Source organism: Saccharopolyspora gregorii, from assembly GCF_024734405.1.
GTDB classification, from domain to species: domain Bacteria; phylum Actinomycetota; class Actinomycetes; order Mycobacteriales; family Pseudonocardiaceae; genus Saccharopolyspora_C; species Saccharopolyspora_C gregorii.
Genome location: NZ_CP059556.1, coordinates 159205 through 171300, shown reverse-complemented (window position 1 = coordinate 171300; position 12096 = coordinate 159205). Strand labels below are relative to the sequence as shown.

Annotated in this window: 7 protein-coding genes; 6 read left to right on the top strand and 1 reads right to left on the bottom strand. The window is 60.6% G+C overall.

The window, feature by feature from the left end; translation table 11 throughout:
- Positions 1-413 precede the first annotated feature (413 nt).
- The 6 genes from H1226_RS00760 (at position 414) to drmB (ending at position 11175) form a co-directional block, all read left to right on the top strand.
- Positions 414-1532, top strand: a complete 1119-nt coding sequence (locus H1226_RS00760; RefSeq protein WP_258344959.1) for a DNA cytosine methyltransferase — start codon at positions 414-416, stop codon at positions 1530-1532.
- A 32-nt stretch (positions 1533-1564) separates the two neighbouring features.
- A complete protein-coding gene (locus H1226_RS00755) occupies positions 1565-2500 on the top strand; it encodes a hypothetical protein (protein ID WP_258344957.1) in 936 nt (311 codons plus the stop codon).
- A 344-nt stretch (positions 2501-2844) separates the two neighbouring features.
- Positions 2845-4026 (top strand): hypothetical protein, encoded by a 1182-nt coding sequence (locus H1226_RS00750; protein WP_258344955.1) that lies wholly within the window; start codon positions 2845-2847, stop codon positions 4024-4026.
- Positions 4023-5723, top strand: a complete 1701-nt coding sequence (locus H1226_RS00745) for a nuclease-related domain-containing DEAD/DEAH box helicase (protein WP_258349528.1) — start codon at positions 4023-4025, stop codon at positions 5721-5723. The genes H1226_RS00750 and H1226_RS00745 overlap by 4 nt, the downstream gene beginning before the upstream one ends.
- On the top strand, positions 5720-9217 hold the full coding sequence (locus H1226_RS00740) for a helicase-related protein (RefSeq protein ID WP_258344948.1): 3498 nt from the start codon (positions 5720-5722) through the stop codon (positions 9215-9217). Before H1226_RS00745 ends, H1226_RS00740 begins: the two co-directional genes overlap by 4 nt.
- Positions 9214-11175, top strand: a complete 1962-nt coding sequence (gene drmB / locus H1226_RS00735) for a DUF1998 domain-containing protein (RefSeq protein WP_258344947.1) — start codon at positions 9214-9216, stop codon at positions 11173-11175. The genes H1226_RS00740 and drmB overlap by 4 nt, the downstream gene beginning before the upstream one ends.
- Here drmB and H1226_RS00730 read toward each other — a convergent pair.
- Positions 11144-11614 carry a very short patch repair endonuclease gene (locus tag H1226_RS00730; RefSeq protein WP_258344946.1) on the bottom strand — a complete coding sequence of 157 codons (471 nt, stop codon included), beginning with the start codon at positions 11612-11614 and terminating at the stop codon, positions 11144-11146. The genes drmB and H1226_RS00730 overlap by 32 nt on opposite strands.
- Positions 11615-12096: the final 482 nt, after the last annotated feature.

Here is a 12096-nt window from a genome sequence, read left to right as displayed (position 1 = left end):
TTCGAGGCGTCAGTCGCCAGGCCATCTGGGGTGACAAGTGGCATGTCGCGTCAGTTCGCGTGATCCTCGCGACTTTGACGACCAGAGCAACAGGGCAAGTTCTACAGCGCTCTGACCGGGCGGTCTATCGTGCGCAGCAGCGACCTCGGCGGGGCCGTGAGCGGCACGGCGTCGCGGTTGACGATGCACAAGGTGCCCAACCTTCCCTCGGACCGGGCGCATCGAGATGACCTCAGCTGCCGCGCCAATCCAGGTGTTCTCCACAAAACGTCGCCGACCTCCGTTACAGTCAGCGCTGTTGATCACTAGAGTGAGCGCGTGGACCGCGTTCAGTATGCGGCGATGGTGGGGCATGGAGAAAGAAGGCGCCGTCAGCCTGACCGCTGCGCGAGCGCACGTGGACGGGAGTCAGCATGGCGTTGCCTAAGATCGTAAGTCTCTTCTCTGGCGCCGGCGGTCTTGACCTCGGTTTTCGTGAAGCAGGCTTCTCGCTCAAGTTTGCAGTGGACAGGTCTTTTGCTTCCATCCAGACCCATAGGCGCAACTTCAAGGGCACGATGTCGCTCGCGGCCGACCTCGAGGAACTCGGCCCCAAGGGGGTGCTGGAGCACCTTGAGGGCGTCTTGGAACCGGGCGATAAGATCGGCGTCATTGGCGGACCACCGTGTCAAGGATTCTCCCGCTCAAACAGTGGCAGTGCAGCGAACGATCCAAGGAATCGGCTCCCTCTGCTGTACCTTCATATAGTCGAGGCACTACAGGAAAAGTACACAGTTGAATTCGTCCTTTTCGAGAATGTTCTAGGAATTAAGGACGCAAAGCACTCTGTCGTTTTCAGTGGAATCCTGTCGAAGTTCAAAGAGATCGGCCTGATGGCGAGTGTTGACGAGTATTCAGCACTGGACTATGGAGTTGCGCAAACGCGAAATCGTGTGATCATCTCGGGATTTCGGAGTTCAGACGCAGCGGAACTTTTTCGCCCTCGCAAGACTACGGAAGGCAAAAACCTTACCGTTCGTGGTGTGATCGGGTCCCTTCCGGATCCAGCCTACTTCTCGCGGCAAATTACGGCGGCGGAGATTCCTCATCATGAGAACCACTGGACGATGCGTCCTGTATCTAAGCGATTCTCAGAGCCTGACGGGGCCAGTCGGGCTGGCAGGAGTTTCCGTCGTTTGGATTGGGACAAACCCAGCCCAACTGTCGCATACGGGCATCGGGAGATTCACGTTCACCCCGAGGGGCGTCGGCGCCTGAGTATCTACGAAGCCATGCTTCTTCAAGGTTTCCCGCACGAGTTCGTACTTGATGGAACTCTCTCTGCCCAGGTTGAACAGGTCTCGAATGCTGTACCCCCGCCCCTAGCCCGGGCGCTTGCCGACGCGATTATTGAAGCGCTCGCTAACGCCTCACAGAAGGGACTACACGCGTGGCGACCCGAACGCATGACCAGGTCATCCACGGGAGTGGAAGGTTCGCAGGCATCCGAGATTTCGCCTAGAGAAGTCAATCTCATGGGAAGCATCCCATAATGCCCTGATATTGCAGCTGCCGAGGTTTGAACATGGCAGGGGTGGTAGCGGTGGGAACGGGGCAGCGTCGTGTCCCGACGTACATGACGCTTGCACAGGACGACACCGGGCCTGTGCTTGCGGCCGATTGGATCGGCAAGTTCGTAATGCTCGGCCGCATGGCTGCGCGCTGGTCTAGGGAACATCCAGAGACCCAGCTAGTGGTCGCGCTCTCGGTGCCGATCCGCGACTTCGCCGCGGTGCTGACCGGCTGTGGATGGATGTCGGCGGCTGCTGCGCCAAGTATCCGACCTGTCCGTGAGGTCATCGCCACGATGCCGATCCACGCGCCAGCGCGGGTCGTCACCCCGAACAAGGTGCTGACCGAGCGCTTCGGCGGCATCAATGTCGACAAGGATCGCGCCCGGTTTGGCAGCGAGTGGCAGATTGACAAGCTACGTGCGCTGGTCCCGCTCGACTCGCTGGAGGTGCCTCGCACTCAATCTGCACCCGAGCCGGGGGTGATCAGCAGGCTGACCGGGCTAGACAGCGGTTGGGCAGCGCGGCTGTGTGCTCCACCGAAAGACCTGGCGTTGATCGGGACGCTAAAGTGGCTGCGCGAGGACCTCACGGCATTCCTTGGTATCGGTTACGAGCGTGAGCGGATCGCGAATCTTCTTCTTCCTGAGTACCCGCGAGCCGCAACGTGGTCAACGCAACTTTGGGCAGCGTCGCAGCTCGAAGAGGAACCACCGCCTTCGGAGGTCCGCGCCGTGGTGCTGGACGGCGCGGCGGCGACGAAACACCTACCCGCGATCGAGTCTGACGTTGTAATTTCGATTCTGGACCGCAGTGTTGTAGATGAATCAGCCTCGGAAAGGGTGATGAACTATCGCAATACAAGAGGGGAACCAGTCCCGCTCGAGCGTGAACTGAATTGGAAGCCTCCGGCAGGCGTCGAGGCGCTCGGATTTGCGGTGCCGCTATGAATCGGATTGAAGTAGTTGCCGCACGGCATGAACGCTCGGCTACGCTCCTTCGGAACGGCGTCGAGCTCGATATAGTCAGGGATCCGCTAGGGGCGCGATTCAACAATGCTATTCGGAATGTACTGTTACTCGCGCGCGATGACAGCTCGGGACTCTTAGATAATTTGCTCGGTGCGGCAAAAGCTCTGCGTTGGAGGCTACTAACGCAGCCTCCGCCCGTTCAAGTCAACGCTGCTCTCCGGCAAGCTGTCGTTGAAGTGAGAGCCGAAGCAGTTCGCGTGCGGTCCGGTTTTGGTTCTCAGGCACAGCACGCCCTTGACGAACTAGTTGCTGCCGCTGAGTCAGTGGCAGCAACCGATATCGCCACGGGCGGCGTGCTCCTGGAGCTCATCCAAGAAGCGAATGCTGAAGACTGTGTCGTTATCGCAGTGAGCGGGTCGGCTGTGGCAGGTCTGGAAAGCTGGCTCGGTCAGCTCGGCTACCGGGTAAGGAGCGTCAGTCAACTCATTCGCGAGCAGTTGTTCGTCGAGTACGGGTATGCAGTTGGTCCACCACGATTCTTCCCAGCATCGCTAGTGAACGCGCCTTTAACCGAGGCATTGAACTTCGTCTTCCCCGAGTGGTTTGGCGACCGTTCGCTGCCGTGTTCGGTGCTCGCTGAGCGAGCTGAAGGTGCCGTTATAGTTACCGGGCGGCCCTTCCTGACAGGGCATGCAACCGAGCCGAGCTCGCCGCCGACAGCAAACTCAGTCGACGAAGCTGAATTGCTTCCGCAGGCCAGTTGGGTTCCCCCGGGGCCGAAAGCGCGCAGAGAGCCCGGGACTGAGGAGGTCACTGCCCGGCGTGTGCTGTTGAGCGGGGCCTACGGTACGTGGCTCGAAGACGATGGCGATTGGATCCGCACCGTAGACCCGTCCCAGCCCGGTGGGGGGCGGATCATGAATGTCGACATTGAAGACGTCCGTCCAGGCACTTACCTACTACTCCGAGACGGTGAAACCGAACGACAAGCACTGTACGCAGCTGCACTGATGCTGATGGGATCGCAGGCAAAGGTTGTGGAGGAGTCGCAAGCAAAGTGGAAGGGTGCCTTGCGGGAGCAACTTAATAAGCACGGTCGAACCCACGTTGTCCGCAAACTTGCAGACGCCGGTGTGAAGAGTTCCTACCGTGCCGAGGCTTGGACCGAACCGATGCTCGCGCGCCCCCGCAGCGACCAAGATTTCGAGAGACTTCTCCGGTGGCTTGGAATCGATTTCCACCCAGCGTACGACTTGGCGACGGTTATGCGCCGCAAGCGAGCACAGGCCATCGCCGACATCGCTGACCAGCTCGAGGAAGTGGTCGCAGCAGCCGACATGTCACTTCTTGAACGCAACGGTCACCTCCGGCTTGAGTTGAAGTCACCGGGCTTCCGCGGAGTCATCGCGACGCGCGTTCTCAGCATCTCACCACACGTCGAGGTCATCGCCCGCCATGAGGCGCGCGTACTACATCCGGATCGGAGTGCCAAGTGGCTCGAATGATGCCTCCGTACTGCCCAGAGGATGCGCCGCCCGGAGAGAGTGCGGTCTTCGAAGCTCTCGCTACCAGCCCGGAGACCGGCGACTGGATTGTGCTCCATTCACTCGCGATCGCCTCGCACGTCCGGCAGGTTCAAGGTGAAGCCGACTTCGTCGTGGTCGTGCCAAACCATGGGGTCCTGGTCATCGAGGTCAAGTCCCACTCTTCAGTTAAGCGCTTGCCCGATGGGCGATGGAAGCTCGGCTCCCAGGCGCCCACCAGTCGCGGGCCATTCCAACAGGTAAACGAAGCCATGCACAGCATCAAGGACTACCTCCGGTCCCATGATGTGAATCTGCGGTCTGTGCCAGTGCTCGACGCCGTGTGGTTCACACACGTCCGCGCCCGGGCGAAGCTGCCGCATAACCCGGAGTGGCACAGTTGGCAACTGCTCGATTCGGAAGACCTCAAGGCGAACGCTGCGGGCGCGGTTTCCCGAGCTCTTGCGGCTGGCACCGAGCACTTAGGGAGTCGCATCCGAGGCTTTACCCCTGGCGCCGTCGGACTTGATGAGGACACAGCCAACCGGATCGCGAGTGTCCTTCGGCCAAAATTTGAGGCTGCGATTGTGCCAGGCGACATCAGGCGAGTACGAGAAAACCAGCTCGCGGCCTTCATAGACGAGCAATATGATGCGCTTGACAGCATGCAACATAACCGGGCAGTAATGTTCTCGGGTCCGGCCGGGTGCGGCAAAACTTGGCTGGCGATGGAGGCTGCGCGCCGTGAGATCGAACTCGGACGTACGGGGCGCCTGATCTGCTTCAATCGTCTCCTCGGGCAGCGGCTCAAACGGGAAATGGCTGATATCGAGGGGCTTCGTGTCGGCACCTTCCATCAGGAGGCCCTTCGCCTGAGCGGTGTTCAGACGCCGATAGAGACGGGACCGCAGTTCTGGGAAACCCAACTGCCAGACCTCACAGTGGAAGCACTGCTCGATCATGGGGAGACAGAGGCTGCGGACTTCCTCATTGTCGACGAGGTCCAAGACCTGGCACGAAATCCGATGCTCGATGTACTCGACCTGCTGGTGAAGGACGGTCTCAAGGGTGGCCGAGTGGTGTTGTTCGGCGACTTTGAGCGTCAAGCAATCTATGAGAGCGGCGACGGCCGCGCGTTACTGAGCGAGCGAATCCACGGATTGGCCACCTTCGCCCTGAATGTGAACTGCAGGAACTTGCCACGAATAGGCACGGTGGTGAAGAAACTGAGCCACATGGTCCCTGGTTATCGCCGGTTCCGGCGCCCTGATGATGGCGTTGATCCGGAGTTCATACCTGTTCAGAGGGGGCAGGATCAGTCGACCTTGCTAGCCGATGCCGTGCGGACTCTACGCGAGGACGGATTTGGCTTGGACGAGATGATTGTTCTCAGCCCGCTTAGAAGCGGTTCAACCGCTGAAACAACTAAAGATCAGTGGCTGCGCCAGATCCTGCGACCAGCCGATGGGCAAGCCCCCAGAAGCAGTCAGCTGCGCTTTAGCACGATCCACGCTTTCAAGGGATTGGAATCCCCGGCAGTTATCATCACCGATCTTGACGAAGGGGCAGGACTCAATTTCGAGGCACTGCTTTATGTCGGAATGACCCGCGCAACAGACCGCCTGGTCGCGCTAATTGAGACTCAGACATTTCGCGCCACCTACGGAGGGAAACCATGACAGGTGTCGAGGGCCGCGCCATCATGGAGGCCGCAGTTCGGCGTGAACTATTCGGGCCGCCGCCAGATGAGCTTTTTCGTGGCAAGCCGCTTGACTGCTCCTCGGGCACCTATCACTTCGATAAGCGCGAGGACAGCTACGGCCTCTGGCACGATGCCAGCACTGGGCAAGAGATCTTGACCGGAGGCGATCCACTCCACCGCTATGGCGTTGGAGTTCTCTTTGGAGGCGCCGCCGACCATGGCACGGTTATCCAGGCCAATCATGAAGATCTCCAGTCCGAAGAGGCCGACGACGAGACAACCGGCGTCACGGGACTAAGCGAGAACGACGAGTTCCTACCCCAACTTGGACCTCAACTCGAGGTTAAGGACACCATTGCGTTAAGCGGTGAAGCTGACTCTGACGACTTCGACCTAACGGACGCCAACAAGTTCAAACCCTCCGCCATGGCCATCTCGTTCCAGTGCGAGGTGCCCTCGGAGGGCTCGCTCGCTGTGACCATCAAGGGCGCATACTACGACCGCATATCCGTCACCTGGGCAGGGCTTCACCGCCCGCGCATCTGGTGGGTCCGCCGTCCTTTTGAGTTGACCGGCCGAATCCCTGGGCGAACGCTGCTTGACGCTACTAACAACCGAAAGAATGTTTCGCTTAAGCCGATCGGGGAACTCCGAGTCACCCCGACGCTGCAGGTTTTCAGTCGCAGACTCCCTGGCCGAGCGGCAGACTCGACGGAGCGGCTGATCACCATGGCGGCGCTCAACACGACGCCAGGGTCAGGCCCCTCCTCAGCTCTGTTTCAGATGACCTTCCGAGCACAACCAGACGGAGGGATACGGATTACGGCTTACCCGGATGTCGAACAGCACGAGCCGGACCCCGAAGAACAATCGATCGCTTTGCTCTACCGGGACCGGCTAACTTACGCCATCGGTCATGGATGTGCGGCCGACTGGAAGACACTCTCGGGACAAAGCCTCGCAACTGAGGTCTGGGCCGAGCCCCTGCCTGCGCATGAGGTTGTCAGCCTGACACCGAACGTCTATATGACCGCGTCCGATGGCACCCGTCAGCCGGTGACTGTCAGCATGGAGGAACTGGCGAACGGAACCGATGCCGGTCGGGTGCAAGTCGAAACCGTACTGCGGCTGTACCGCGAATGGATTGAGGCTCGTAAGGCCGAGATCGACGATCTGCCTCAGAAGTTCCACCAGGCAGCGTTGCGCCACATGGATCAGGCTCAGCTCGCGCTCGACCGGATGCGCGCGGGTTGGCAGCTGGTGACGACCGATCCGACAGCGAAACGGGCATTTCGGCTCGCTAACGAAGCCATGCTCTTCCAGCAGTTGCGATCAAGTTTCGAAAGGCGCCCAGTTGAGCGCCATCGGGACGGTCGACTGGTCGTCACAGGGAGCCATCCGACGCCGACACCGGTCCCAGGCAAAGGCAACTGGCGACCGTTCCAGATCGCCTTCCTGCTGGCCAGTCTCCCGGAGCTCATCGATCGGACACAGTCCACCCGCTCGATCGTCGACCTCATCTTCTTCCCGACCGGTGGGGGTAAGACCGAGGCGTACCTCGGCGCCGCTGCAGTCAGCCTGCTCGCCCGTCGTCTTCGCAAGAAGGACGACGCGGGCACCGACACGCTCATGCGGTACACCCTGAGACTCCTGACCTCGCAGCAGTTCCTGCGGGCGGCCGCGCTTGTGTGCGTGCTGGAGGACATCCGCTCACGAAACGAGGACGAACTCGGTACGATGCCATTCGGTATTGGCATCTGGTTGGGCGGTTCTTCGACCCCCAACAACTGGGACCAAGCCCGTGAGAACCTGCGCCAGCTAGCAAGTCACAACTCAGCTCAGAACAAATTTCTGTTGCTGCGCTGTCCGTGGTGCGGCACCGAAATGGGGCCCAAGCGGAAGCCCGGTCGTGGGCAGGACATTATCGGCTACGAGCCAGTTGGAAAGAAGGTCGAGTTCCGTTGTGCGGATCGCGCCTGCCGATTCGGTGGCAGACGTAAGTTGCCTGTGCATGTGGTCGACCAGGACATCTATGACAGTCGCCCATCGATTGTGATCGGTACGGTCGACAAGTTTGCAATGATGGCATGGCGCCCGGAAGCCAGAGCCATCTTCGGATTGGCCGACGACGGTTCTCGGCGATTCTCGCCTCCCGGATTGATCATTCAGGACGAGCTGCACCTAATTTCTGGGCCACTCGGCTCGATGGTCGGCCTCTATGAGCCTGTTATCGATGACCTTTGTACTGATAAGCGGAACGAAGAACCCCTTCCACCGAAGATCATCGCCGCGACAGCGACGATTCGGCGTTACGAGGACCAGGTCCGTGGACTGTTCGGCCGCGCGCAAGTCGCGCTCTTTCCACCGCACGGATTGACGGAGGGCCACTCATTCTTTGCCGAACCTGCTCTGCTGGAGAACGGTGAGCCCGAGCCGGGGAGGCGCTATCTCGGCATCTTGAGCGCCTCGCTCGGATCTACGCAGACGGTCCAAGTGCGGGTTGCAGCAGCAACACTCCAGGGTGCAGTCGATATCCCTGATGCCGACAAGGACGGCTACTGGACCAATTTGAACTTCCTAAATAGCCTTCGGGAGCTGGGCAATACGGTATCACTGATCCAGTCCGACATTCCGGACTACCTGGCTGGATTGCGTCGACGGGAAGACCTCAAGTCGCCGAGGTGGCCGAGAATCCCAATGGAACTCACCAGTCGTCGGCGTAGTGACGACATCCCCAAGGCTATCGAACAATTGCAGATCGCATATGGCGATCCCGGCTGCGTCGACATCTGCCTGGCCTCGAACATCATCGAGGTCGGTGTCGACATTGACCGGCTCGGCCTGATGACCATCGTCGGCCAGCCTAAGACCACAGCACAGTACATCCAGGTCAGCGGCCGGGTGGGCCGTCGACCAGACCGAAGCCCGGGCCTGGTGCTTACGATCTACGGTGCGGCCAAGCCAAGGGACCGTAGCCACTACGAGCGTTTCCGCACATACCACGAGCAGCTCTATGCCCAAGTTGAGCCGACGTCAGTAACGCCGTACGCCGCACCCGTACTTAAGCGAGCGCTCCATGCCGCTACAGTGGCGCACATCCGCCAGTCAGCTGAGATCACCCTGCCCGTTTATCCGTTTCCTGAGTCGGAATATGACGCGGCAGTGGACCTCCTCAGAGAGCGGGCAGTAATCGCAGATCCCGGTGAGCTTCAGACCCTCGAGCAGGAACAACGGAAGCGGGCTAAGGAATGGGCGAAATGGGAACGGACAGATTGGAGCGCGAACATCAGAGGAGGTGATCCGAAACAGGGCTTGATGCGGTACGCAGGAACGCTTCCGGACCTTACGGCTGAGGCAACTATGTGGGACGTCCCAACCAGCATGCGTAACGTCGATGCCGAGTGCCGTCTAGAGATCTCCTTGGATTACAACCGGGAAGAAATTGCCCTAGCCGAGGAGGATGAGCAATGAGCTCAGGAAGCATTCGACGAGCCCAGCTGGTGTCGCCGTTCGGGGTCGGTGCGATGAGCATCTTGGTGAACGGCACCTCGGTGATCACCGCCGGTCTCGACCACTGGTACAGGATTGATTCCCCCCAGCTCCTTGAACTAAACGAGTACCGAGTCCAGGACTGGCGTCTGGAGGAGCGCCTCCAGGTGCGTGAATTCCGGCTGCCACCCGACTACCGGATCCGTCAGCGCGAAAGCGATCCCCGGAACACTAACCTCAAGGTTCCAGTGCTCCGGTTTCCCCAATGGTCGTTCTGCATGTACTGCAAGCGGCTCGAACTGAGCCCGCTCAGCATGGCGCAACCGGTCGAATGCCCAGACCCGAAGCACAAGCAGGATGCGGATGGCGCCAAGCGGAAGCCACCGCGCATGTCCCAGGTGCCCTTTGTTGCGATCTGCGTCCATGGGCACCTCGACGACTTCCCGTTCCGAGAGTGGGTCCATAGAAGCCTCAGCCCCGACTGCAGCGGAACGTTGCGACTTGAGTCACGCGGCGGCGGCGGCCTTGAGGGCCAGGTCGTGGTCTGCGATTCGAAGGGCAAACCGAAGGGGTGTGGCAAGGAGCGCTCGCTTGAAGGAATCACGAACTCGCACTGGGACAATAACCAGGTCGAACACACCTACCTGACCGACCAACTCGTCTCCACCGACCAGCCGTACTACTGCAAAGGAGCACGGCCATGGCTAGCCGAGTCGGCCGGGGCGTGTGGCGAGCCAATCCGCGGTGCGCTCCGCGGTGCCGGCAACGTCTACTTTCCGAAGGTCGAGTCATCGATCTATTTGCCAAGGCAGGTCGGCGCCGTGAGCGCCGAGCTCCATGACTTGCTGAACCGGGCAGATGTCCGGCCGATCCTCCGCATGCTGAATCGGCTGGATGGGGCAAATGTGACCGCAGAACAGATCCGAGCCGAGCTGCCGCACGAGCTGTTCCGCCTGAACAACGACGAAGAGCTCTTGGCGGGCTACCGCGACATGTTCGGCATTGACAGCGCAGCCCAAGCAAGTGCCGGAACGGACGAGGAAGACGGGAACAGCGATGAGGAAGGTGCCGATTCGCTCACCAGTACCGATGTCTGGCGGTACCCGGAGTTCCAGCTGCTCCGCGAGACCCCGACTGATGATTTTCTAGCCTCGTCAAACCCCGGCATTCATCCCGAGCTATCTGGGCTGCTCGAGCGTGTCCGGCGCATCGAAACGCTGACCGAGACGCGAGCACTGCGCGGCTTCACACGCATACGTGACCACGACCTTAAGCTCTCAGTCGGCAAAGCACTGTTGCGCCGTCGGACACTCTCCCCCGAGCATGACTGGCTGCCAGCGTACGTCGTAAAAGGTGAAGGAATTTACCTGGAACTCAACCTTGCAAGTTTGCAGATGTGGGAACAGCGACCGGAGGTGATGTCCCGTGCCAAGAAAATTACCGACCAGTACGGCGAAGTTGCCCGCCTGCGTGGGATCGCGCCAAGAATCCTCAGCCCGCGCTTCGTGCTGATCCACACGCTCGCCCACCTTCTGATCAACGAGCTAATCTTCACCTGTGGCTATAGTTCGGCCTCACTTCGAGAACGCCTCTACGTCTCCGAGACGCCGGGCCGGATGATGGCAGGCTTGCTGATCTATACCGCAACCGGCGATTCTGAAGGCACGATGGGCGGCTTGGTGAGAATGGCCAAGCCCGAAAATCTGTGGCCGGTCATGGCCAACGCTGTAAAGGATGCCCGCTGGTGCTCCACAGACCCTGTCTGTATGGACGCAGGAGAGAAAGGGCAGGGACCAGACTCTTGCAATCTTGCGGCCTGTCACGGCTGTGCCCACCTGCCTGAAACCAGCTGCGAGGAGTTCAACCGCTTCCTCGACCGGGGGCTTGTGATCGGCAGGTTCGACAAACCTAGCTTGGGGTACTTCTCGTCGGTAGCTTAGCGCTGCTCTGCAGGGCTTGAAGTACGTCGATGATGTCTTTAGCGATGATGTCTGCGTCCTGGTGCTCCCAGAAGCGCAGCACGGTCCATCCTGCCTCGCGAAGGCGGGCGTCCGTATCCCGGTCGCGCGCCATGTTGGCCGCGATCTTCGTAGGCCAATAAGCGGTGTTGTGGTTGAAGCTCTTGCGGCCATGCTCAGGACAGCCGTGCCAGAAGCACCCATCGACAAAGACTGCGACGCGTGCCTTGGCGAACACAATGTCTGCCCGGCGTCGCAGCGCCGGAATCGGTGCGGCATCGACCCGATACCGCAGGCCGCGCCGATGCAACCGCCGTCTCACTGCCAGCTCCGGCTTAGTGTCACGCGAGCGATTCGCCTGCATGTTGCGACGACGTCCGGGGCTCGATGCCCACGAGTCGCTCTCGCCTTGCTTGGCCATGCGTAGAGGCTATTCCTGACGCTGGCAGACCCGTCGGACCGCCCTCGTGGTTGCAGTCCTGGTAGCAGTTGCGCCGGTTCAGCTGGGTTCATCGAAGTTCAGAATTTCTGAGGAATCCCTGGTTATGGGTGCGCTGAACACGGCCGAACTGACGTTCTCAGAGCTTGAAAGCGAGCGTCCCGAGAGGGACCGGGGGTTCGAATCCCCCCGCTTCCGCAACGGGAACCAGTGGAGCCCGGCGAGGAATTCCCCGCCGGGCTCTTTCGCGTCCCGCCGCCCGCGCCGCGGCTCCGCGTCCCCTTCGCACCTTCCGCGGGGTCCGGCGGCGTCCGCTGCCGCACTGGCCGATCGGCGGGCCGCGGTGCCGCTGAATCGGCCGTTCGGCCCGGGACCACCGGCTTCGCGGCTGATCCGGATCGTCGAATTCCGCCGCTAATTTCGCTCGGGCATGCAATCGACCACGAATGGGAGACGCCGTTGTG

Bases quoted from the DNA above. Each gene is read 5' to 3' on its own strand.
- H1226_RS00760 (WP_258344959.1), top strand. From the start codon at position 414: ATGGCGTTGCCTAAGATCGTAAGTCTCTTCTCTGGCGCCGGCGGTCTT.
- H1226_RS00745 (WP_258349528.1), top strand. From the start codon at position 4,023: ATGATGCCTCCGTACTGCCCAGAGGATGCGCCGCCCGGAGAGAGTGCG.
- drmB (WP_258344947.1), top strand. From the start codon at position 9,214: ATGAGCTCAGGAAGCATTCGACGAGCCCAGCTGGTGTCGCCGTTCGGG.
- H1226_RS00730 (WP_258344946.1), bottom strand. From the start codon at position 11,614: ATGGCCAAGCAAGGCGAGAGCGACTCGTGGGCATCGAGCCCCGGACGT.
- H1226_RS00755 (WP_258344957.1), top strand. From the start codon at position 1,565: ATGGCAGGGGTGGTAGCGGTGGGAACGGGGCAGCGTCGTGTCCCGACG.
- H1226_RS00740 (WP_258344948.1), top strand. From the start codon at position 5,720: ATGACAGGTGTCGAGGGCCGCGCCATCATGGAGGCCGCAGTTCGGCGT.